The organism is Chthonobacter albigriseus (assembly GCF_013839445.1).
Classification (GTDB): domain Bacteria; phylum Pseudomonadota; class Alphaproteobacteria; order Rhizobiales; family Pleomorphomonadaceae; genus Chthonobacter; species Chthonobacter albigriseus.
In genome coordinates this window covers 178589-199945 of the sequence record NZ_JACDIT010000005.1, presented here as the reverse complement: position 1 = coordinate 199945, position 21357 = coordinate 178589, and the positions used below count along the sequence as shown (strand labels likewise).

At 68.1% G+C, this 21357-nt stretch carries 19 protein-coding genes; 9 read left to right on the top strand and 10 right to left on the bottom strand.

The annotated features are described in order from the left end of the window. The first annotated feature begins 32 nt into the window (after positions 1 to 32). The 3 genes from guaD (at position 33) to HZ321_RS14840 (ending at position 5073) form a co-directional block, all read left to right on the top strand. Positions 33 to 1409: a guanine deaminase gene (gene guaD / locus HZ321_RS14850; protein ID WP_181703164.1), complete on the top strand. Its 1377-nt coding sequence runs from the start codon at positions 33 to 35 to the stop codon at positions 1407 to 1409. A 208-nt stretch (positions 1410 to 1617) separates the two neighbouring features. Then, positions 1618 to 3096, top strand: coding sequence for a methyl-accepting chemotaxis protein (locus HZ321_RS14845; RefSeq protein ID WP_181703163.1), 1479 nt, complete (start codon positions 1618 to 1620; stop codon positions 3094 to 3096). Between the two features lie 276 nt (positions 3097 to 3372). Next, complete coding sequence (locus HZ321_RS14840; RefSeq protein ID WP_181703162.1) at positions 3373 to 5073, top strand: methyl-accepting chemotaxis protein; 1701 nt, start codon at positions 3373 to 3375, stop codon at positions 5071 to 5073. A gap of 58 nt (positions 5074 to 5131) precedes the next feature. Here the strand turns inward: HZ321_RS14840 and HZ321_RS14835 are convergent, their stop codons facing one another. Further along, complete coding sequence (locus HZ321_RS14835; protein WP_181703161.1) at positions 5132 to 5548, bottom strand: DUF7282 domain-containing protein; 417 nt, start codon at positions 5546 to 5548, stop codon at positions 5132 to 5134. Between the two features lie 174 nt (positions 5549 to 5722). On the opposite strand from HZ321_RS14835, the gene HZ321_RS14830 reads away from it, so the two are divergent. After that, complete coding sequence (locus HZ321_RS14830; RefSeq protein WP_181703160.1) at positions 5723 to 7345, top strand: ABC-F family ATP-binding cassette domain-containing protein; 1623 nt, start codon at positions 5723 to 5725, stop codon at positions 7343 to 7345. 19 nt (positions 7346 to 7364) lie between these two features. On the opposite strand, the gene HZ321_RS14825 is transcribed toward HZ321_RS14830, so the two are convergent. Genes HZ321_RS14825 through HZ321_RS14800 form a run of 6 tightly spaced genes read right to left on the bottom strand, consistent with a single transcriptional unit; the run spans position 7365 to position 13071 of the window. Continuing rightward, positions 7365 to 8141, bottom strand: a complete 777-nt coding sequence (locus HZ321_RS14825; protein WP_181703159.1) for a glutamine amidotransferase — start codon at positions 8139 to 8141, stop codon at positions 7365 to 7367. A 17-nt stretch (positions 8142 to 8158) separates the two neighbouring features. After that, positions 8159 to 9220, bottom strand: a complete 1062-nt coding sequence (locus HZ321_RS14820) for a phosphotriesterase family protein (RefSeq protein WP_181703158.1) — start codon at positions 9218 to 9220, stop codon at positions 8159 to 8161. Continuing rightward, positions 9217 to 10218 (bottom strand): ABC transporter permease, encoded by a 1002-nt coding sequence (locus HZ321_RS14815; RefSeq protein WP_181703157.1) that lies wholly within the window; start codon positions 10216 to 10218, stop codon positions 9217 to 9219. The genes HZ321_RS14820 and HZ321_RS14815 overlap by 4 nt, the downstream gene beginning before the upstream one ends. Next, a complete protein-coding gene (locus HZ321_RS14810) occupies positions 10215 to 11024 on the bottom strand; it encodes an ATP-binding cassette domain-containing protein (protein ID WP_181703156.1) in 810 nt (269 codons plus the stop codon). The genes HZ321_RS14815 and HZ321_RS14810 overlap by 4 nt, the downstream gene beginning before the upstream one ends. An 11-nt stretch (positions 11025 to 11035) precedes the next feature. Beyond that, positions 11036 to 11983, bottom strand: coding sequence for an ABC transporter substrate-binding protein (locus HZ321_RS14805; protein WP_181703155.1), 948 nt, complete (start codon positions 11981 to 11983; stop codon positions 11036 to 11038). A gap of 53 nt (positions 11984 to 12036) precedes the next feature. Further along, a complete protein-coding gene (locus HZ321_RS14800) occupies positions 12037 to 13071 on the bottom strand; it encodes a substrate-binding domain-containing protein (protein WP_181703154.1) in 1035 nt (344 codons plus the stop codon). Between the two features lie 275 nt (positions 13072 to 13346). Between HZ321_RS14800 and HZ321_RS14795 the strand changes: the two genes are divergently transcribed. The 5 genes from HZ321_RS14795 (at position 13347) to HZ321_RS14775 (ending at position 16976) form a co-directional block, all read left to right on the top strand. After that, positions 13347 to 13652: a hypothetical protein gene (locus HZ321_RS14795; protein WP_181703153.1), complete on the top strand. Its 306-nt coding sequence runs from the start codon at positions 13347 to 13349 to the stop codon at positions 13650 to 13652. 323 nt (positions 13653 to 13975) lie between these two features. Beyond that, the gene (gene glsA / locus HZ321_RS14790) at positions 13976 to 14974 is read left to right on the top strand and encodes a glutaminase A (protein ID WP_181703152.1); all 999 of its coding nucleotides are present in this window, start codon (positions 13976 to 13978) and stop codon (positions 14972 to 14974) included. A gap of 28 nt (positions 14975 to 15002) precedes the next feature. Beyond that, positions 15003 to 15335 (top strand): STAS domain-containing protein, encoded by a 333-nt coding sequence (locus HZ321_RS14785; RefSeq protein ID WP_181703151.1) that lies wholly within the window; start codon positions 15003 to 15005, stop codon positions 15333 to 15335. 31 nt (positions 15336 to 15366) lie between these two features. After that, on the top strand, positions 15367 to 15795 hold the full coding sequence (locus HZ321_RS14780; protein WP_181703150.1) for an ATP-binding protein: 429 nt from the start codon (positions 15367 to 15369) through the stop codon (positions 15793 to 15795). Continuing rightward, positions 15792 to 16976 carry a PP2C family protein-serine/threonine phosphatase gene (locus HZ321_RS14775; RefSeq protein WP_181703149.1) on the top strand — a complete coding sequence of 395 codons (1185 nt, stop codon included), beginning with the start codon at positions 15792 to 15794 and terminating at the stop codon, positions 16974 to 16976. Before HZ321_RS14780 ends, HZ321_RS14775 begins: the two co-directional genes overlap by 4 nt. 29 nt (positions 16977 to 17005) lie before the next feature. Here the strand turns inward: HZ321_RS14775 and HZ321_RS14770 are convergent, their stop codons facing one another. From HZ321_RS14770 to HZ321_RS14760, 3 genes are read right to left on the bottom strand one after another with little or no spacing between them, the layout of a single operon-like run. Continuing rightward, positions 17006 to 17377, bottom strand: coding sequence for a response regulator (locus HZ321_RS14770; RefSeq protein ID WP_181703148.1), 372 nt, complete (start codon positions 17375 to 17377; stop codon positions 17006 to 17008). After that, entirely contained in the window at positions 17378 to 20107 is a 2730-nt protein-coding gene (locus HZ321_RS14765) for a response regulator (RefSeq protein WP_181703147.1), read from the bottom strand. An 8-nt stretch (positions 20108 to 20115) separates the two neighbouring features. After that, entirely contained in the window at positions 20116 to 20862 is a 747-nt protein-coding gene (locus tag HZ321_RS14760; RefSeq protein ID WP_244635884.1) for a Tll0287-like domain-containing protein, read from the bottom strand. Between the last annotated feature and the right edge of the window lie 495 nt (positions 20863 to 21357).

The window sequence follows — 21357 nt, the reverse complement described above, 5'->3', positions numbered from 1 at the left end:
CGGCCGGCGCGTCCCAGCCTGGAAACACGTCGATGCACGATCTCCGCGGCCGCGTCCTTGCCGGCACCTTCGCCCATGCCCCGGTACGCGGCGCGGTGGAGATCCTGGACGACGCGTTGGTCGAGATCGACGCGGCCGGCGCGATTGCCGCCGTCATCCCGCGCGACGACCCGCGCCACGCAGCCACCCTGTCCGACGCCCGCGCCGCCGGCCGGCTCGAGCGGATTCCAGCTGGCGCCTTTGCGATCCCCGGCTTCGTCGACCTCCACATCCACGCGCCGCAGTATCCGCAGCTCGGCGCTGCGCTCGACGCGCCGCTGGAAGTCTGGCTCCACCGCTACACCTTCCCGCTGGAAGCGCGCTACGCCGACCTCGCCTTCGCGCGCCGAGCCTACACCGCGCTCGTCGACGACCTCCTGGCCAACGGCACCACCACGGCGCTGATGTTCGCCACGGTGCACACCGACGCCACCCGCCTCCTCGCCGACATCGCCGTGGAGAAGGGCCTGCGCGCCCTCATCGGCAAGGTCGCCATGGACGATCCGGCCGCCTGCCCCCCCGACCTGCGCGATGCGTCTCCGGAAGCCGCCCTGGCCGGTACGCAGACGGTGATCGACCACATATTTGCCCATCCCGATAACGCCCAACGTCGCGTTCTTCCCGTCGTCACCCCACGTTTCATCCCGAGTTGCACCGATCCCACCCTGGAAGGGCTCGGCGCGCTGGCCCGCGCCTGCGGCTGCCACGTGCAGACCCACTGCTCGGAAAGCGATTGGGAGCACGCTTTCGTCTTGAAGCGGATGGGTCGCACCGATGCCGAGGCGCTCGACGGCTTCGGCCTCGTCGGCCGCCGCACCGTTCTTGCCCATGCCGGTTTCCTCACGCCCGCCGACATGGACCTCGTCCGTCGGCGCGGCGCGGGCATCGCCCACTGCCCGGTCTCCAACGCCTATTTCGCCAACGCCATCTTCCCGCTCCGCTCCGCCCTGGAGAAGGGACTACGCGTTGGCCTCGGAACGGACATATCCGGCGGCCCGATCGCTTCCATCCTCGATGCCATGCGCATGGCCGTTGCCGCCTCGCGCATGCTGGAGGACGGTGTCGATCCCGACCTGCCCGCCGAACGGCGCGGCCGGCCCGGGTCGCGCATCGATTGGCGAACCGCCTTCCACCTCGCCACCGCCGGCGGCGCCGACGCGCTCGATCTCCCCGTCGGCCTGTTCATGCCGGGCCGGCGCTTCGACGCGCTGGTCGTCGATCCGCATGCGCCGGCCGGAACCGTCCGCCTGTTCGAGGACCTTTCCACGGAAGAGGTTCTCGCGCGGTCGCTCTACACGGCTTCCCGCCCGAACATCGCCGGTGTCTATGTCGACGGAAGATCGCGCACGACCATATCGGCCCGAAACTGATCAAAAAAATGCGGTTGATGAATAGAGAATAGCATGTCGTCTTCATTTCGGAAGATTATGCGTAAGGCACTGACAGTATGAGCCCAAGCAACTTGCATCTCAGTAGTAACCGCAATTTATCATGCAAATAATGCCTCCGAATGCGGCACTTAGGATTTGATTTATTGGTGTGGGAGCTCAATGACGCGTCCTTACACGGGGGTAAGAAATGAGTTTCCTAGGCGGAAGTGACGACAGGGCCAAGTTGGCCGCCCTGGATCGGTCGCAGGCGATCATCGAGTTCGACATGGACGGCAAGATCCTGTTCGCCAACCCGAACTTCCTGAATGCACTCGGCTACTCGCTCGACGAGGTGAAGGGCCGGCATCACCAGATGTTCGTCGAACCGGCCTACGCCAACAGTGCCGAATACCGGCAGTTCTGGGTCGACCTCCAGTCCGGCAAATTCCAGCAGGCGGAATACAAGCGGATCGGCAAGGGCGGCAAGGCGATCTGGATCCAGGCTTCCTACAACCCGGTGCTCGACCGGTCCGGCAAGCCCTACAAAGTCGTCAAGTTCGCCACCGACGTCACGGCCACCAAGCTGCAGGCCGCCGACTGGCAGGGCCAGCTCGCCGCCCTCAACAAGGCGCAGGCCGTCATCGAGTTCGAACTGACCGGAACGGTGATTACCGCCAACCAGAATTTCCTCGACGCTCTCGGCTATCGCCTCGAAGAGATCAAGGGCCAGCACCATTCCATGTTCGTGGACGTGTTGGAGCGCCAGACGGAGGCCTACCGCCAGTTCTGGGCGGCGTTGGCCCGCGGCGAGTTCCAGGCCAACCAGTACAAGCGGATCGGCAAGGGCGGCCGCGAAGTCTGGATCCAGGCCAGCTATAACCCGATCTTCGACATGAACGGCCGTCCCTTCAAGGTGGTCAAGTTCGCCTCCGACATCACCGGCCAGGTGCGCGAGCAGCAGCGCCGGGCCGAGGTCCAGAAAGCGATCGACGCCGACCTCAGCAGCATCACCGAGACCGTCTCCTCCGTCACCGGCGAGGCCACCCAGGCGGCCGCGGCATCGACGCAGACCTCCGGCAATGTCCAGGCGGTCGCCTCGGGCGCCGAGGAACTCGTCGCCTCCGTCGCCGAGATCAGTCGCCAGGTGGCTCACGCCCGCGACATCTCCAGCCAGGCCGTCGAGCAGGCCGACAAGACCAACGAGATCGTTTCCGGCCTCACGGTCGCGGCCCAGCGCATCGGCGACGTGGTCCAGCTGATCCAGAACATCGCCGCGCAGACCAACCTCCTGGCCCTCAACGCGACCATCGAAGCAGCACGCGCCGGCGAGGCGGGACGCGGCTTCGCCGTCGTTGCTTCCGAGGTCAAGAGCCTTGCGACCCAGACCGCCAAGGCCACCGAGGAGATCGGCGCCCAGATCAACGCGGTCCAGGAATCGACCGGCAGCGCGGTCACAGCCATCAGTTCGATCTCGTCGACCATCGTGCGGATCAGCGAGATCTCCTCGGCCATCGCCAGCGCGGTGGAGGAGCAGTCGGCGGTCACCTCCGAGATGTCCAGCAACATGCGCGTCGCCGCCGACGGCGTCGACACCATCTCGCGCAACATGAACGCGATCGCCAACGCCACCCGTCAGATCGACAACGCCACCCGCAAGGTGCGCGACTCCTCCAAGTCGATCGCCTGAACGAACAAAGGTGGCTGGGGAAACGGAAGGCGCGGGGAGCGATCCTCGCGCCTTTCGCCGTTTTGGGCCGGGCGCGCTCCTGGCAACAAGCTACGGGCTATACCGGATATGTCAGATCAAAAATCAAAAACTGACAGGTGTTAACCCCTGCTCAACTGGCATTGTTCCTATTGTGAACGATCTCGTCGGGCAGACTGTCCGCCGGGGTCTCTGGAAGGAAACCTGGCCGCCACGCCCAAGCCTGGCGGCGGCGACAACAGTCGGCGAGGACAAACAATGGCGCGTATCTCGGATCTTCTGTCCCGTATGAGGATCGGTCGCCGCCTCGGCCTTCTCATCGGGATTGCGGCCTTGAGCCTCGTGGCCAGCACGGTCGCCGACCAGCTCCACAACAACGGCGAACAACTCGAACTGCGCAAGGACCAGATCCGTGACCAGGTCCAGACCGCGTCAACGCTGGCCGCGCACTACGCTGACCTGGCGTCCTCGGGTGCGATGGGCAAGGATGACGCGGAGAAGGCCGCCCTTGCCGCGATCGCCAGCCTCCGGTTCGGCAATGGCGAATATTTCTTCGTCATCGACGACAAGGGCACGATAGTCGCGCACGGGGTCAAGCCGGAGCTGAACGGCACCTCCCAGTTCGACAGCCAGGACCCGAACGGCAAGTTCCTCTTCCGCGAGATGATCGACGTCGTGGCCGGCGCCGGCAGTGGCTTCGTCGACTACCTCTGGCCGCGCGCCGGCAGCGAGCTTCCCGTACCCAAGGTCTCCTATGTCGCCCAGGCGACCGGCTGGCCTTGGATCATCGGTACCGGCATTTACATCGACGACGTCACCGCCGCGGCCATGGAGAATGCCCTCAACGCTGCCACTCGCGTCGCTGTCATGCTCGGCCTTCTGGTCGTCCTCGCCCTGATGATCGCCCGCAGCGTGACCGGTCCCATCGCCGCCATCACGTCCGCCATGCGCGAACTCTCCTCGGGTCGGCGCGACACGGTGATCCCCGCCACGGACCGGCACGATGAGATCGGCACCATGGCCACCGCCCTCGTCGTCTTCCGCGACGGTTTGCTGGAAGCCGAGCGCCTCGCCGCCGAGCAGGACGCCGAGCGCGCCGAAAAAGCCCGCAAGGCCGAGCGCGTCCAGGAGATCATGTCCGCGTTCCAGGCCCGCGGCAGCGAGCTGGTCCACCAGCTGGAAACCGCGGCCGGCGTCATGAACGGCACGGCCGAAGCGATGAGTGCCGATGCCGCCCGCACCGCCGCCCGCTCCGGCGAGGTCTCCGCCGCCGCCGCGCAGACGACGGGCAATGTCCAGGCCGTCGCCGGCGCCACCGAGCAGCTCGCCGCCTCGGCCAACGAGATCGGCTCGCGTGCATCCTCTTCCGCCGGCATCACCCGCCAGGCGGTCGACAACGCCCGACAGACCAACGAGGTCGTCCGCACCCTTTCCGACGATGCGCAGCGGATCGGCCATGTCATCGAACTTATCCGAGACATCGCCGCCCAGACCAATCTGCTGGCGCTCAACGCCACCATCGAGGCAGCGCGCGCCGGTGAGGCCGGCCGCGGCTTCGCGGTGGTCGCCGCCGAGGTCAAGGGACTGGCCGACCAGACGACCCGCGCCACCGCCACCATCACCGGCCAGGTGCACGGCATCCAGGAGGCGACCGGACAGGTCGTCGCCGCCATCGACGAGATCACCCGCGTGGTCGACGAGGTCTACGGCATCACAAGCGAAATCGCCTCGGCTGTGGAGCAGCAGCAGTCGGCTGCGCGCGAGATCGCCCGCAACGTCAGCCAGGCGGCCACGGGCTCAGCCCATGTCGGGGTCAGCATCGAGGACGTCCGCAGGTCCGCCGACAGCGCCGGCGAGGCGGCCGCCCGGGTTCTTCAGGCCGCAGAGAACGTGGCCGGCTCCAGCGGCGACCTTCGACGCGAGATGGAAACGCTGTTCGAGCGCGTGAGGGCGGCCTGATACGACAAAGGCGGGCCGCAGGGGGCCCGCCTTCGTCTTCAATCTGCAGGCCGGGCGATTACATGCCCGCCTTGAATTCCTTCATCCAGGGCTCGTTCTTCGGCGTCACCGCCGGCGTGTCCACGTCCGTCATGCCCTCGCCGAAGCCGTACTTGCCGTCGCCGTCGGTGTCGTAGTGGAGCATGACCATGTAGGTCCCGCCGGCTTCCAGGCCCTCGATCGGCACCGCCACGTTCTCCGTCGTTCCTGCCTTCACCGGCGCATGTCCCACATTGCCCGGCAGCACCGGCGCACCGTCCTTGACCGCATGCACCACGATGAAGCCGTCCTTGTCGATCTTCACCGACCCGAAGGTGACCGTGCCATCCGCGGCCGTCACCTTGTCCACGCTCACGTTCACATGGTCGGCAAGCGCCGGACCGGCGAAGCCCGTTGCGGCTGCAAGCACCACGGCGGCGGCTGTCAGTCGAGTCATTGCGTATTCCTCCAAAGCTGTTTCGCGCTGCCGAGCAGCACGACCGGAGCTACGCGGCGGCGGACGATCGGGTTTCGCTATTCGAAGTCACGCATGAGTGAACGAAAAACGCGCGGCGCACCGCGTCTCGTGGCATAAGGGCGCCCCGAACGCTTGAAGGCCGCTCCCGGACCCATGATCAGACTCGAAAGCATCAGCAAGCAGAACAGCCACCAGATCCTCTTCATCGAAGCGTCCGCGACGCTTCAGAAGGGCGAGAAGGTCGGCCTGGTCGGTCCGAACGGCGCCGGCAAGACCACCCTTTTCCGCATGATCACCGGCGAGGAGCAGCCCGACGAAGGCCAGGTCGCGGTCGATCGCGGCGTCAGCATCGGCTACTTCAGCCAGGATGTCGGCGACATGTCCGGCAAGAGCGCCGTCGCGGAAGTCATGGACGGCGCGGGCCCGGTGAGCGAGGTCGCCGCAGAACTGGCCGAACTCGAGGCCGCCATGGCCGACCCCGACCGGGCCGACGAGATGGACGCCATCATCGAGCGCTACGGCGAGGTCCAGGCCCGCTTCGAGGAGCTCGGCGGCTACGCCCTGGAGGGCCGCGCCCGCGAGGTGCTCGCCGGCTTGAGCTTCAGCCAGGAGATGATGGACGGCGACGTCGGCGCCCTCTCCGGCGGCTGGAAGATGCGCGTCGCCCTCGCCCGCATCCTCCTGATGCGCCCGGACGTGATGCTCCTCGACGAGCCCAGCAACCACCTCGACCTGGAGAGCCTCATCTGGCTGGAGTCCTTCCTGAAGGGCTACGAGGGCGCGCTGATGATGACCTCGCACGACCGTGCCTTCATGAACCGCATCGTCGGCAAGATCGTCGAGATCGACGGCGGCTCGCTCACCACCTACTCCGGCGACTACGAGTTCTACGAAGAGCAGCGCGCCCAGAACGAGAAGCAGCAGCAGGCCCAGTTCGAGCGCCAGCAGGCCATGCTCGCCAAGGAGATCAAGTTCATCGAGCGCTTCAAGGCCCGCGCCTCCCACGCCGCCCAGGTGCAGAGCCGAGTCAAGAAGCTGGAGAAGATCGACCGCGTCGAGCCGCCCCGCCGTCGCCAGACCGTCGCCTTCGACTTCCCGCCCGCACCCCGCTCCGGCGAGGACGTCGCGGTTCTGAAGAAAGTCCATAAGCGCTACGGCAGCCGCACCATCTACGACGGTTTCGACTTCACCGTCCGCCGCAAGGAGCGATGGTGCGTGATGGGCGTCAACGGCGCCGGCAAGTCCACGCTCCTGAAGCTGGTTGCCGGCTCCGCCAAGCCGGACGACGGCTCCGTCGCCCTCGGCGGCAGCGTCAAGATGGGCTACTTCGCCCAGCACGCCATGGAGGTCCTGGACGGCGACCGCACCGTCTTCCAGTCGCTTGAGGATGCCTTCCCGCAGGCCGGCCAGGGCTCGCTGCGGGCGCTCGCCGGCTGCTTCGGCTTTTCAGGCGACGACGTGGAGAAGAAGTGCCGCGTGCTCTCCGGCGGCGAGAAGGCGCGGCTGGTCATGGCCAAGATGCTCTACGACCCGCCGAACTTTCTCGTCCTCGACGAGCCCACCAACCACCTCGACATCGCCACCAAGGAGATGCTGATCGCCGCGCTCGCCGACTACGAAGGCACCATGCTCTTCGTCTCGCACGATCGCCACTTCCTCGCCGCGCTCTCCAACCGCGTCCTGGAACTCACCCCCGACGGCATCCACCAGTACGGCGGCGGCTACGTCGAATACGTCGCCCGCACCGGCCAGGAAGCCCCGGGCCTTCGCACCTGACCCTGCCGCGGCCGGCCCGTTAGCGGGCCGGCTCGGTCAGCCAGGTCAGCGCCTGCGTCCACAGCTGCCGATAGCCGGGCCAGTCGACGAACGGCTGCGGCAGCCAGTGCGGACCGATGTCCGACGTCCAGGCGAGCGTCCGGCCCTTGCCGTGCCGGCCCGCGACCAGCAGCGGATGGCCACCCTGGTCGTCCGGCAGCCGCGCGATCACCTCGACGTCCGGCCCGCTCTTCAGCTCCACCTCGTTGACGCCGAGCAGCGCCGGCCACGGACCCGGCAGGCCGGCCACGATCGGGTGCTCCGGCATGGTGATGTCCGCGATGATCCCCTCCGGCGCCTCGATCCGGTCGTCATAGGGAAGGCAGGTCACCGGCAGGACGTCCTCCACGGGCGTTCGCCGCCAGCGCGCCTTGCCGTCGATCCCCTGGAACGAGAAGTAACCGCCGATCATCATCAGCCCGCGCCCGCCGGCCACGTAGTCGCGCAGGAGCTTCAGCCGGTTGGGCACGGTCCGCCCGTGCAGCCAGACGTCCGGATGCAGCAGCAGCGTGTTGGAGCCGATGTCGGAGAGGAGCACCGCGTCGTAGGCGAGAAGCCCCTCCATCGTCATCGGGAACTCGGTCGCCGCCTCATGCACCTTCATGTAGGTCAGCTCGAACGGGCTGTCCTTCAACGCTGCCACCAGCGGCTCGGCGCCGAGGTGGAAGGTGACGCTGGAGAAGGCGTCGAACCCCTTGTAGTGGTTGGCGGCGCTGACCCAGCTTTCGCCCACGAGCAGGACCTTGGTCTTGGCCATTGTTTCCTCCGGAAGCATCAGTGCGCGCTGAACACGCGACGTGGGTTGTCGACGAGCATGGTCTGGATCTCGGCCTCGGTGACGCCGTGCCTCTTCAGCCGTGCCGCGAAATGGGTCGGAACGTAGGCGTAGCCGAAGCCGCCGTGCCGCGTCAGCATCATCTTCAGGAACACGTCCTGCGACAGGAGGATGTTGCCGAGGAACCCGGCATCGATCAGCCCCTTGATGGCCGTCGCGTTCTCCTCATCCGACGGACACTGCACGCCCTGGTCGGCGTACCAGTAGTCCATCCCGATCATGTCGTACTCGATGAAGGCACCCCGGGCAGCGAGCCCTGCCTGGTAGTCGAAGTCCCGCCAGGAAGGCCCCATGTGGCAGAGGATCGTATGGGCGAGATCCGCCCCCTCCTCCGCCACGATATCGAGCACCCGTCCGCCGTGCCGGTACCACGCCGGCAGGTGCACCATCAGCGGCAACCTCGTCCGCGCCTGCGCGCGCGCCGCCCCTCGAAGGCTCTTCTCCTCCTCCGCCGTGAAGTCGCCGGACACCCCGATCTCGCCGATCAGCCCGATCCGCGCGTCGGTCCCGTCGACGCCCCCCAGCGCTTCCCGAACGATCTCGTCGGCGATGGCATCGGCGCTGAGGTCCCGCACCTCCGGCGGGTGCGAGGACTGCAGGTAATAGCCCGATCCCATCACCAGCTGCAGGCCGGTCAGCCGGGCGATCTCCCTGAGCGCCGTCGGGCTGCGGCCGATGCCCCGGCAGGTCGGATCCACAACGCTCCGGCCCCCCGCCGCCTTGAACGGCAGCAGTTCGGCGGCCGCCACGCGGGGGTCGTCCAGCGCGCAGTTATCGAGGTTGACGAATGGGTCCATCCGCAGCTCGCCGAGGATCCCCGGATGCACCGGCTCGGTCCCCAGATGCGCCCGGTCGGGCTCCTTGGGCGGGTTCCACCAGCAGCGGCAGTCGTTGACGAGATGCTCGTGCATCAGCGTCAGGCCGAGCTCGGCGGCCGGGATCGGACCGTTTACGGTCATCACCAGGCCCGAGCCTACGTGGGCGGGACTGAGTTCGCTCATGTACGCCTCCGCGTTCCGGCGGCCAGCCGCGAGAACACCCGCGCGTTCAGCCACACCGCCAGGAGAATGATGGCCCCAGCAACGATCTGCGTGAAGAACGGCGAGACGTGCGCCAGGATCAGGCCGTTGCCGATCACCGCGATGGTGAGCGCGCCGAGGATGGTGCCGAGGATCGAACCCCGGCCACCCATCAGCGACGTCCCCCCGAGCACCACCGCCGCGATCACGTCGAGCTCCAGCCCGACCGCGGCATTGGAGCTGCCCGAGCCCAGCCGCGCCGCAATCACGATGCCGGCCACCGCCGACGCGAGCCCCGTCAGGACGTAGACCGAAAGCAGGATCCGCCGCGTCGGGATGCCCGCCCGCCGGGCCGCCTCCTGGTTCGCGCCGATCGCCGTCACGTAGCGCCCGAACCGCATGCCCGTCAGTGCCAGGAACCCGGCCACCGCAGCGACGACGGCGATCCACGCCGGCGCCGGAACGCCTGCGAACCACCCCCTGCCGATCTGCACGAAGCCGATCCCGCCGGGGATGGGCACCGAGAACCCCTCGGTCATCAGGAGCGCGATGCCCCGCAGCGCGGAAAGGCCCGCCAGCGTCACGATAAACGGCTGGATGCCCTGGTAGGCGATGAACCAGCCCTGCGCCGCCCCGACGGCCGACCCGATCAGGAGCAGCGCCGGCACCACGGCCTGCCACGGTATGCCGAACTGGATGAGGATCGCCGCGAGCGCGTTGATCAGCGCCACCGTCGACCCGACCGACAGGTCGATCCCGCCCGTGGTGATCACGAAGGTCATCGCCACCGCCACGATCAGGATCGGCGCCGCCTGCCGCAGCACGTTGAGGAGATTTCCGGTCGTCAGGAACACCGGGCTCATCACCGAGAAGATCACCACCATGATCAGAAAGAAGCCGGCGATGGAAAGCAGTTGCGCGTGGGTGGCGAGCATGTCGGCGAGCCTCGATCCGGCCGGCCGCGAGGTATAGGCGGTCATGCGGCGCCTCCCGGGCCGGCGGCGGCTCCCGCCGCCTTGCTCACGTGCTTCTCACCCACGATCAGCGATACGAGGTCCTGCAGGTCAGTCTCCGCGGTGCGCCGCTCGGCCACCTTCACGCCCTCGTACATCACCGCGATCCGGTCGCACACGCGGAACAGGTCCTGCAGCCGATGGGTGATCAGCACGACGGAGACGCCCGACGCCTTCACCCGGTTGATCAGCGCCAGCACCGCCTCCACCTCGGCGACAGCCAGCGCCGACGTCGGCTCGTCCATGATCAGCACCTCCGGGTCGAACGCGGCGGCGCGGCAGATCGCGATCGCCTGCCGCTGCCCACCGGAGAGCTGCGCCACCAGGGCGTCGAGCCGGGGGATTTTGATCTCCAACCGGTCCAGCATCGCCCGCGCGCCGTCCCGCATCGCGCGGCGGTCCAGAAAGGCGCCGCGCATCGGCTCGCGCCCTAGAAACAGGTTGCCGGCAACGTCGATCGTGTCGCACAAGGAGAGGTCCTGGTAGACCATCTCGATGCGGTGCACCCGCGCATCCGCCGGGTTGCGGAAGTCGACCCGCCGTCCGTTGACGCGGATCTCGCCACCGTCGGGAACGTAGGCGCCCGACAGGATCTTCGTCAGGGTAGACTTGCCGGCCGCATTGTCGCCGACGAGCCCGAGGCATTCACCGGCGTGGAGGTCGAGATCGACCCCTCGCAACGCTTCGACGCTCCCGAAGCGCTTGACGATGCCGCGCATGGAGATGCGGGGATCGGGAGCGGCCGAAGCCGCTCCCTGTCGTTCGGCAGACATCGCCGTTTCGCTCACTTGAAGACCGAGCGGTAGGGCTCGACGTTGTCCTTGGTCACGATGGTGATCGGCACCGGGATGTTGGCGTCCACCGCCTCGCCCTTGCCGAGCTTGACCAGCGCGTCGACCGCAGCCGCGCCCATGCCGGCCGGATCCTGCTGCACCACGCCCGCCACGTAGCCCGCGTCGATGCCCGCGATCGCCTGCGCCGTCAGATCCCAGCCGAACACCTTCACCTGGTCCTGCTTGCCCTGGCTTTCGACGGCCGCCACGGCCCCGAGCAGCGCCGGCTCGCCGGTGGCGTAGATGGCGGTCAGGTCCGGGTTCGCGGTGATCAGGCTTTCGGCCGCCGCAAGTGCCGAATCCTGCACGTTGCGCCCGTCCACCACGCCGGCGAAGGTCACGCTGGAGTTCGCCTTGACGACGTCCTCGAAGCCCTTCTGGCGGATGTTCTGGATCGTCGAGTTGAGCGCGCCGACCACGCCGAGCTTGGCCGATCCGCCCATGCTGTCGGCCATGTACTTCAGGAAGAACTCGCCCATCGCCTTGCCGGCGCCCTCGTTGTCGACGCCCACCTGCGCCTTCTGCGGGCCTTCCGGCAGCACCGCGTCGACGGCCACCACGGGGATCCCGGCGGCGGCTGCGGCATTCACCGCCGGCATGATGCCGTTGGTGTCGATGGCCACCACGACCAGGCCACTGACCTTCTGCTGGATATAGGTCTCGATCGCGTTGTTCTGCGCGGTCGGGTCGTTGTTGGCGTTGAAGATCACGAGGTTCACGCCCGCGGCGTCGGCCGCCTTCTGGGCGCCTTCGTTCATCTGCGTGAAGAACAGGGCCTGCTGGTTGATCTGCACGAGGCCGATCGTCGGCTTGTCCTGGGCGAGTGCGGTGCCCGCCGAAAGGGCCAGCATGGTTGCGGCGAGAGTTCCCAGTACTTGCCTTCTGTCGAAGATGCTCATGGTTCCCTACTCCCTCTGGATCGCACGCGGGACCTTTCCCGTCGCCGATGTCGTCAGGCCGCGCGTGGCGGCCGAATCTCGCTAGGCGGCGCTACCGACGCGCGGGCGACCAGCCTCACCGGCAGCCGCTGCGTCTCGGATGAAGCTTCCGCACCGCCGATCATCGCCAGCAACCGGCCCGCGCCGAGCCGCCCCAGGTCCGCGATCGGCTGCTCCACGCTGGTCAGCGGTGGCCCGAGCAGGCTGACGATCGGCAGCCCGTCGAACCCGACCAGCGACAGCGCGTCGGGAATGGCGATGCCGCGCGCCCGCGCCTGTGTCAGCACACCGAGAGCGATGGCGTCGCTGCCCGCGAAGACGGCCGTCGGCGGATCCGCCCGCTCGAACAGCACGGCCGCCGCTGCCGTCGCCGGCTCCACCTCGTATTCCGTGAACACGTGCCAGTCGTCCGCCGGGACGATCCCGGCCTCGGCCAGGGCCCCGCGCCATCCCTCGGCGCGCTCCTTGGCGCTCATCACCCCGCGCGGGCCGCCGACATGGAAGATGCGCCGATGGCCCGCCTCGATCAGATAGCGCGTCGCTTCGCGTCCCCCGGCTTCGTTCTCCACGAAGAACCGCGGCGCCGGGCCGTTCGCCACGTCCTCGTCCACCAGCACCACGCGCCCCTTGTGCCGCGCGATCCGCTCGGCGAGCCGCCCATCGTCCTCGTGGTTGGTGATCACGATCAGCCCGTCGACGAAGCCGGAGGCCAGCCGGTCGAAGCACGCCAGTTCCCGCTCGATAAGGTTCCGCGACGACCAGATCACCAGGTCGAACCCGGCCTCCACCGCCACCCGCTCCGCCTCTCCGGCGATCAGCGCGAAGAAGGGGTTCGCGATATCGGGCACCAGGATCCCGATCGCCTCGGCCCGTCCGCGGGAAAGCCGCCGCGCCAGCGCGTTCGGCCGGTAGTCGAGCCGCCCGATCGCCAGCCGGATCCGCTCGGCCGTCGCCGGCGGCAGCTGGATCCCGCCGTTTAGCCAGCGCGACACGGTCGTCGGGGAAACCCCCGCCGCCTCCGCCACTTCGGTCAGCGTCGCCTTCCGCACGGTCGGCTCCCGTAAAGCGCTTTAGTAAACCGCTATACTAGTCCCGCCGATCCCACGCCCTGTCAATCCTTAAGGAAAGTTGAATCGATCCGCGGCCACACCCCATTGGTTTGCGCGGCCCGCAATGGCCGCAGCCAGCGCCGGCGATGCCCGGCCGCGGTCCCGACGATCCCCCCAAGGCGAAACCGGATCGCGGCGGCATGCTCCGCAAAATGGATGACGCGGCTCCATCCGATCCGATCTAGACTCCGGCGCTCACAGATCGGAGTTCGGGAATGCAAGACTTGGCTGCTCGTCTCGCCGCGGTGTCTGCGACACTGCTTCTGTCGATCGGCCCCGCATCTGCCGACGAACTCTCGGACAAGTTATGTCCGCTGCTGAAGGAGGCGCGGACCATGCCCGGGGCGGACCAGATTCAGATGCATCTCGTCTTCGGCCTCGCCAGCCTCTACGAGGACCCCGCGGACCTCGGCGCGTTGCCGCCCAAGGCTGACGCGGCAGCCGAAGCGGCTTGCCCGGAAGACCGCGCCGAAGTCCTGAAGCGCAGCGAGTACGGATCACTGGAATCCATCCTGAGGTGAGGGTCCCGCCGCCGCAGGCGGCCGGCCGCGCCCCTCCCGTCCATCGACAAGGCCTTCAGGGCCCAGTCGGTCGAGGATCGATTTCTCCGGCGATTGATCCACCTCGCATGTGAAACGATCCCCTTCCCCGCCGGAACCCCGCTCACCCTGTACCTCCGGACGCATGGGATCCGACGTCAGCCTGGGTCGTCCAGCTCGCCGCCCGCGTCCCCGGGACCGTGCCGGCCCGCCCCCCACCACCCCTGCTTCCAATAGGCACGCGACATGCATCGCTTGAGCCCGGCGCCCGGTGGAGCGTCGCGGCGATGGGGAGCGGAGTGGGCATGGCGGACGCTGACGGGGACGGCGAATTCGGCGTCGATCGGATTCTCGCCGACATCCATGGGCTCGTTGCCCAAAACACGGGCGGCGAGGTCGCAGACTACATCCCCGAGCTGTCCAAGATGGATCCGACGCCATTCGGGATCGCGGTTACCACCGTCGGCGGCGCGGTGCATGGGATCGGCGATACGCAGGCACCCTTCACGATCCAGTCCACGTCCAAGGCGTTCACCTACTGCATGGCCCTCGAGGCGATCGGGCGGGCGAAGGTGCTCGAGCGCGTCGGCGTGGAGCCGAGCGGCGACCCGTTTAACGCCATCGAGTTCGATCCGGTCACCCGTCGGCCCTACAATCCCATGGTCAACGCCGGTGCGATCACCGTGGCCGGCATTCTGCGCGACGTCCATGGTGACGCGGCCTTCGACGAGGTGCTCGCCCGCCTGTCTGCTGCGGCCGGTCGCCGGCTGGTCCTCGACGAGGCCGTCTATCGGTCCGAGGCCGCGACCGGCCACCGGAACCGGGCGATCGGCCACCTCCTCGTCAGCGTCGGCGCGCTCGCCGAGCCGATGGAGCCGGCGCTCGACCTTTACTTCCGCCAGTGCTCGATTTCGGTCACCGCCCGGGATCTGGCGACCATGGCCGCCACCATCGCCAACATGGGTGATCAACCGGTGACCGGCCGAGAGGTTTTCGACATTGCCGCCGTGCGCGACACGCAGGCTGTCATGTTCACCTGCGGCATGTATGATTACTCCGGAAATTGGGCCTACGACGTCGGAGTTCCGGCAAAAAGCGGCGTCGGCGGCGGCATCATGGGCGTCGTCAACCGCCAGCTCGGCATCGGCACCTTCTCGCCGCGGCTCGATCGCAAGGGAAACTCGGTCCGCGGCGTCGAGAGTTTCCGCCTGTTGTCTGCCGAACTCGGCCTCCACGCCTTCGACCTGACCAATCCGGGATCGGCCTTCGTGGACTCCTTTTTCGCCGGCGCCGGCCGGTCGTGATCGCAATGACAGTGCATGGAGACGCAGCATGGAAATCACCGAGAGCCGGCACCGTGACATCCTGGTGATCGCGCCGGTCGGCCGCCTCGACAGCACCAACGCCCCGATCTTCGATCAGCGCCTGTCCACCACCCTGGAGCGGGGCGACACCGCCATCGTCATCGATCTCTCCGCTCTCGACTACATCAGCAGCATCGGCCTCTCCGTCCTGCTCTCGGTCGCCAAGAAGGTCAGGCGGCTGGAGGGCCGCGTGGCGCTCGCCGGCATGAACGACCGCATCCGCTCCGTCGTGGAGATCAGCGGCTTCACCCGCATCTTCGAGATCCACCCCACCGTGGAAACCGCCGTGGCCGCCACTTGAACGGCCTGGTTCGGAGGCGGAGGCAGCCGTCATGCAGATCACCCGCCTGGATGTGGTGCTGGCAGCCGACCTCGCCGACCTCGGCGCGCTGATGGCCACTCTCGATCACTTCGCGGGCGTCAGCGGGCTGTCCCCCGACGTCGCCTTCAAGGTCCAGCTTTGCCTCGACGAACTCGTCAACAACGTCATCGACCATGGCTACGCACCCGGGGCGCCGGGCGAGATCCGGCTGCGCATCGAGCACCACGGCGACCGCTTGGCCATCGAGATCAGCGACGACGCCGCACTGTTCGACCCCTTCTCCAATCCCCCTCCGGATCTCGACCTCGGTGTCGACGATCGCCCGCTCGGCGGCCTCGGCGTCCACCTCGTCCGCACCCTCATGACCGAAGCGCGCTACGCCGTCGACGCGGGCCGCAACCACGTCCGGCTCGTTCTCAGCCTGGAGCCGGCGTCATGAACGTCGCGCACGCGCACATCCTCATCGTCGACGACGTCGAGGACAACCGCGCCATCCTGGTGCGTCGGCTCCAGCGGCTGGGTTTCCGCAACCTCGCCGAGGCGGAGGACGGGCAGGCGGCGCTCGACCACATCCGCGCGCATCCGGTCGATCTCGTCCTCCTCGACGTCATGATGCCGAGAATGAACGGCGTCGAGGTGCTGGAGGCGGTCCGTATCGAGGACCGCCTGGACGAGACGGCGGTGATCATGATCTCCGCCGCGAGCGAACTGGAAACCGTCGTCAAGTGCCTCGACCTCGGTGCCGAGGACTATCTGCCCAAACCCTTCAATCCCTCCATCCTGCGGGCCCGGATCGGCTCCGTCCTGGAGAAGAAGGCGCTGCGGGCGGAAGTCCGCCGCCAGCTCTTTCGGCTGGAGGCCGAACTGGCCAAGGCGCGCCACCAGCAGCTGGCGATGGTCAACACGCACTTCCCGCCCGCGGAAGGCCCGGTCGACATCCACGCCGTGATGATGCCGGCCCAGGAGGTCGGTGGTGACCTCTACGACTTCTTCCCCGTCACCCCCGACGTGCTGTGCGTGGCGATCGGCGATGTTTCGGGCAAGGGCATGCCCGCGGCGCTCTTCATGGCGCGCACCCGCAGCCTGCTGAGGGCGGGCACGCTGCAGTTCCATGCCCTCGCCGGCCGCGTGCCTCGGCCTTCGGAGATCGCCGCCCTCCTCAACGAAGAGCTCTGCAAGAACAACGAGGACTGCCTCTTCATCACGCTCCTCGTCGGCTTCCTGGACGTCGCGACCGGCCGCTTCGACTATGTCAACGCGGGTCATCTCCCGCCGATCCGTGCCGGCGCCGGCGCGGCGGATACCGCCGATGCGCCCGCCGACCCGCCGATCGGCGCCGTGGAGCACCTGGCTTTCAGCAACCGGGTGATCCACCTTGCCGCCGCCGACAGCCTGGTGCTGGTCACCGACGGCGTCCTCGAGATGGAGGGCGACCATGGCGAGATGTTCGGCGCGGACCGTCTCGCGGCCGAATGCGCCGCGATGGTCGGTCAGCCCGCCCGCGCGCTTGCCGAGCGGTTGGTCGAACGCGTGCTGGACCACTCCGCCGGCCGCGCCAGGTTCGACGACGTCACCCTGCTCGTGCTGCGCTGCCGGCCGGAGCAGACGATCCGGGGATGACCAGGAGATCGGGCCGGAGCGGAGCGGCGTCAGGCGCCCGGGTCCAGAAGCGCGGCGATCTTGCCAAGGAGCCTGGCGAAGTCCACCGGCTTGGTGTCGAAGTCGTCGCAGCCGGCGGCCATCGCCCGTTCCCGTTCGCCCACCATTGCATGCGCCGTCAGCGCGATGATCGGCACCCGGCGGCCGGCCTCCTGCTGGCGGATCCGGCGGGTCGCCTCCCAGCCGTCGATCACCGGCAGGCTGAGGTCCATCAGCACGATGTCGGGGGCGAGCGAAAGCGCCCGCTCCACCGCTTCCGCCCCGTCCACGGCGGTCGGCACGGTGTGACCGGCCCGGATCAGCCGGCGGGACAGCATGTCCCGGTTCAGTTCGTTGTCCTCGACGAGGAGGATCACAGCCATCTACGATCCCTCCGGTTCGGGTGAAACCGCCGGCCGCCCCGCAAGCGACTGGATCGCGCGGGCGATCTCCAGGTTGGCCGTCCCCCCCTTGGCGATCACACCCTGCGCGTTGCCGTCCAACCGGTCGCGATCGCCGGCCGTCAGGTCGCGCGCCGTCACCACGATCACCGGGATGGACTGCCAGGTCGGATGGTCGCGCAGGCGCTCCAGGAACTCGAAGCCGTCCATCTCCGGCATCGCCAGGTCCAGGAGAATGGCATCCGGCCGCGGGTTCGCCCCCAGCCACTCCAGCCCATTCCGCCCGTTGACGACCGCCGACACGGACATGCCGAGCCGTTCGGCGATCCGGGTCATCATGGCCCGGGTTGCGGCATCATCCTCCACGATCAGCACGCTGCGCCCGTCGACCGTCCGGCTCTCGGCCAGTTCTCGGTCCAACACCTCGATCAGTTCCAGCCGGTCGAACGGCTTCGTCAACATCGCCGCCGCGCCGAGCGTGAAGGCGAGGCTGCGCTCGTCGGTGATGGAGATGATCACCACCGGGATGTCTGCGAGTTCGGGATCCGCCTTCAGCGCCATCAGCACGGCCCAACCGTCCACGTGCGGCATCATGATGTCGAGCGTGATGGCGTCGGGCTTCTGCTGCCGCGCGAGGTCCAGCGCCTCCTGCCCCGATCCCGCGTAGAGCGGCGAATACCCTTCCCGCACCAGGTGGGATCCGATGATGTGCCGGGTGTGCGGATCGTCATCCACGACCATCACCAGGCCCGCGTGAGCTGCCGTGATCGCCGGGCCCTGCGGCCCCGGCGACATGGTCTCGGTTGCTGCGGACGCAGCTACGCCGTCCTGCAGCATCAGCACGAAGCACGACCCTTCGCCGGGCCGGCTGCTCACGGTGAGGTCGCCGCCGAGCGTGCGGGCGAAGCTGCGGCTGATCGCCAACCCCAGGCCGGTGCCGCCGAAGCGCCGTGTCGTCGAGCTGTCGGCCTGCGAGAACGCTTGGAACAACCGGCTGATCTGCTCCTCGGTCATGCCGATGCCGGTGTCGCTGATCGAAAGCGTCAGCGTTCGCCCCGCACCGGTTCCGTTCCACGCCGCCTTCAGCGTCACCGTCCCGTCCTGCGTGAACTTGGTCGCATTGCTCACCAGGTTCAGCACGATCTGCTTCAGCTTGGTGTGATCGGTCTCGATGGTCCCCATCCGCTCCGGCATGTCGATGACGAACGCGTTGCGGTTCTTCGCAGCCAGCGGCCGCACCAGCATCTCCACGTCCCGGATCAGGCCGCCGACGTCGACCGGTTCCAGGTACACCTCCATCCGGCCGGCCTCGATCTTGGACAGGTCCAGGATGTCGTTGATGATCTTCAGCAGGTGCTGGCCCGCGCCCTCGATCTTCTTCAGGTCGGCGATCGCGTCCGTCTGGCCGGCATCCTCCGCGTCCTGCTGCAGCAGCTGGCTGTAGCCGATGATGGCGTTCAGCGGCGTCCGCAGTTCGTGGCTCATGTTGGCCAGGAACTCCGACTTGACCTGCGTCGCCTGCACCGCGGCCTCACGGGCCGCTTCCAGGTCGCTCTGCCGCTGCAGCATGTCGGTCACGTCGGTGAACACCGCGACCAGGCTGCCTTCGCGCGTCCGGCGTTCCTGGATCTGCACCCAGCGCCCTTCGCCGAAAGCCTCCACATGGCTGCCCGGCTTGCCTCGCCGGGCCAGCCGCTCGGCGATCCACGCCTCGGTCTCCGCCGCCGTCTTGCCTCGGAAAGAGGCAGCCTTGCGCAGGATTTCGGCAAACGGGACGCCCGGCTCCAGACTGTCGGCGATCGGCGCCTGCAGCGCCCGGTAGTTCGAGTTGGTCAGCTGCAGCCGGTCGTCGGCGTCGAACAGCGCAAAGCCCTGGTTGATGCTCTCGATCGCATCGAGCAGCGTGTGCCTCTGGCGCTCCGCCTCGCGGGCCAGCGCAGCGCGTTCGTGCATGCTGTCGGCCAGAAGCTTGAGCGCGTCGCGCATCCGTCCGAACTCGTCGCGGGACGGCTCGGGCAGCGTCACGTCGGGCGCGCCGGAGGTGATCTCGCCGATCGCGGCGACCACCCGGTTCAAGGGGCCGAGGATGGACGACAGGATCAGCAGCGTCAGAAGCCCGCCCACCACCACCGTGACGGCCGTGACGGTGAGAGACACCTGCGCCCCGCCGACGAACTCCGTCAGCACTTCGGTCCGCGCCAGGGAGGCCTGGTTCTGCAGGTCGGCTTCCAGTTCGGTGAGCGCCTGGTTGGCGCTCAGTCCGTGCGTCCGGGCCTCCGCGAAGAGGGCGTTGCCCACCACCCGCTGCTCGTCCGTATAGGCTTCCACGGCCTGCATCGCCGTCTCGTCGAACCGCACCACCCCGTCCCGGATGGCGTCGGCTTCCTCCGGCCGCTCCGCCTTCAGCGCGGCGATACCGGCGTCGAACCGCGCCCGTGCGTCGTTGCCCTTGGTTTCCGCCAGCGTCAGCAGACTGACCGCGAGGTCCGCGCGCCAGTAGCGCAGGTCGTTGAACGCGACATGGACCTGGTTGACGGTGTCGAGCAGGGCCGCGGCGCGCTGCGCCTCCGCCGTGGTCGCCGACGCCCGCTCCAGGGTCAGGAGCAGGTAGAGGCTGGTTCCGGACATCGCCAAGAGCAGCACGACCGAGAGGACGATCAGCCGGGCGGCGATCGAGGTCTGCCGCAGGAAACGATCGAACTGCAGGGCCATGGCGCCGCTCAGGGTTCGTTGATGATGACGCTGATCACGCCGCCGAGATCGGCTTCCGCCGCCCCTTCGCGCGGGTAGCCGGTGATGTCGGTGGACCCCTTCGGCCCGCCGTGGCAGGACAGGCACGACGCGGCGTAATACTCCGGCACCGCCATCCGGAAGGTCGCGGCGCCGCCCTCCGTGACCGTCTCGGAGAACGGCGTTCCGCGCGGCCAGTCCTCGGCCAGGAAGCGCTCGGCGATGACGGCGGTTTCCCACTCGTCGGGCCGGGCCTTGCGGTTCCGAACCAGGTCCAGAGGCGCCGTCACCTTCACCGTCGCCTCGCCGACCACGCGCCGGGCGAAGGTTTCGTTCACGAGCCGCGCGAAGGTGGCCGGGATGAAGCCCTTGAAACCGACGCCTTCCTGGTTGATCGAGCTTTGCGCCTCGTCCATCACCTCGGCGATCGCCTCGAGTTGCGCCCCGATCAGCCTGCCCTGCCGCGTGGCGGGGTCGTAGGCCGTCGGATCCTCGCCGGTCTTCGCCTTGTAGGCGGCGATCGCCTCTCCCACCACCGTGGCCGCGTCGAGGTGCTTGTCCCCCTTCGCCGGATCGTTGATGTCGGTCTGGTGCTTGGAAATGACCGATCGCGCCGCCTGCAGCATCGCGGACAGCCGGGCTGCGACCGCCTCGGCGGATCCGTCGCCGGTCGGCAGAGAAGTTCCGGGCGCCGGCCCGGCGCCCATCAACGCCACCAGCAGGATCGATCCGAACAACCCCCTGCGCTAGCGCCCGTCGCCGCACCGGCGCGGGTTCGTGCCAGCCTCCGTCCGTTTGCCCATCGCATCCCCCCGCCCTGCGATCGATCGCTCCACCCCGTCGAGCAGGCAGCCCGACAGGTCACGGCCGCAGCGGACCATCTCATATGCAATTATCCGACCATGCCTGCCCGCAGCGCCCCGCCCCGCAAGCCGCCATCCGCAGTCGCTCACCCCGCCAGCCTGTCTGGATCGCACCCCGCCGATCCTCAGGAACTACTGCTCCCCGTCCGGCGGCTTCCACGACATCTCGACGCGCGCCTGCCCCACCGCCGCGACGTCGTCCGTCCGCCGGCACCTCTGAGATGTCGCCACTTTGGAAAAGAGAACCCGCAAACCGCGCCCCGCCCGGCGGCTTGATCGCCCGCCCGACGGCGCAAACCCGTCTCCACCCCCCCGCCGAGCGCAAGGCAAGCCGGCAAAACTCGGACACCGAAGCTGAATCCTGTCCGT

Bases quoted from the DNA above. Each gene is read 5' to 3' on its own strand.
- HZ321_RS14815 (WP_181703157.1), bottom strand. From the start codon at position 10,218: ATGACCGCCTATACCTCGCGGCCGGCCGGATCGAGGCTCGCCGACATG.
- HZ321_RS14845 (WP_181703163.1), top strand. From the start codon at position 1,618: ATGAGTTTCCTAGGCGGAAGTGACGACAGGGCCAAGTTGGCCGCCCTG.
- guaD (WP_181703164.1), top strand. From the start codon at position 33: ATGCACGATCTCCGCGGCCGCGTCCTTGCCGGCACCTTCGCCCATGCC.
- HZ321_RS14835 (WP_181703161.1), bottom strand. From the start codon at position 5,548: ATGACTCGACTGACAGCCGCCGCCGTGGTGCTTGCAGCCGCAACGGGC.
- HZ321_RS14825 (WP_181703159.1), bottom strand. From the start codon at position 8,141: ATGGCCAAGACCAAGGTCCTGCTCGTGGGCGAAAGCTGGGTCAGCGCC.
- HZ321_RS14810 (WP_181703156.1), bottom strand. From the start codon at position 11,024: ATGTCTGCCGAACGACAGGGAGCGGCTTCGGCCGCTCCCGATCCCCGC.
- glsA (WP_181703152.1), top strand. From the start codon at position 13,976: ATGGCGGACGCTGACGGGGACGGCGAATTCGGCGTCGATCGGATTCTC.
- HZ321_RS14805 (WP_181703155.1), bottom strand. From the start codon at position 11,983: ATGAGCATCTTCGACAGAAGGCAAGTACTGGGAACTCTCGCCGCAACC.
- HZ321_RS14765 (WP_181703147.1), bottom strand. From the start codon at position 20,107: ATGGCCCTGCAGTTCGATCGTTTCCTGCGGCAGACCTCGATCGCCGCC.
- HZ321_RS14775 (WP_181703149.1), top strand. From the start codon at position 15,792: ATGAACGTCGCGCACGCGCACATCCTCATCGTCGACGACGTCGAGGAC.
- HZ321_RS14840 (WP_181703162.1), top strand. From the start codon at position 3,373: ATGGCGCGTATCTCGGATCTTCTGTCCCGTATGAGGATCGGTCGCCGC.
- HZ321_RS14785 (WP_181703151.1), top strand. From the start codon at position 15,003: ATGGAAATCACCGAGAGCCGGCACCGTGACATCCTGGTGATCGCGCCG.
- HZ321_RS14830 (WP_181703160.1), top strand. From the start codon at position 5,723: ATGATCAGACTCGAAAGCATCAGCAAGCAGAACAGCCACCAGATCCTC.
- HZ321_RS14795 (WP_181703153.1), top strand. From the start codon at position 13,347: ATGCAAGACTTGGCTGCTCGTCTCGCCGCGGTGTCTGCGACACTGCTT.
- HZ321_RS14770 (WP_181703148.1), bottom strand. From the start codon at position 17,377: ATGGCTGTGATCCTCCTCGTCGAGGACAACGAACTGAACCGGGACATG.
- HZ321_RS14820 (WP_181703158.1), bottom strand. From the start codon at position 9,220: ATGAGCGAACTCAGTCCCGCCCACGTAGGCTCGGGCCTGGTGATGACC.
- HZ321_RS14780 (WP_181703150.1), top strand. From the start codon at position 15,367: ATGCAGATCACCCGCCTGGATGTGGTGCTGGCAGCCGACCTCGCCGAC.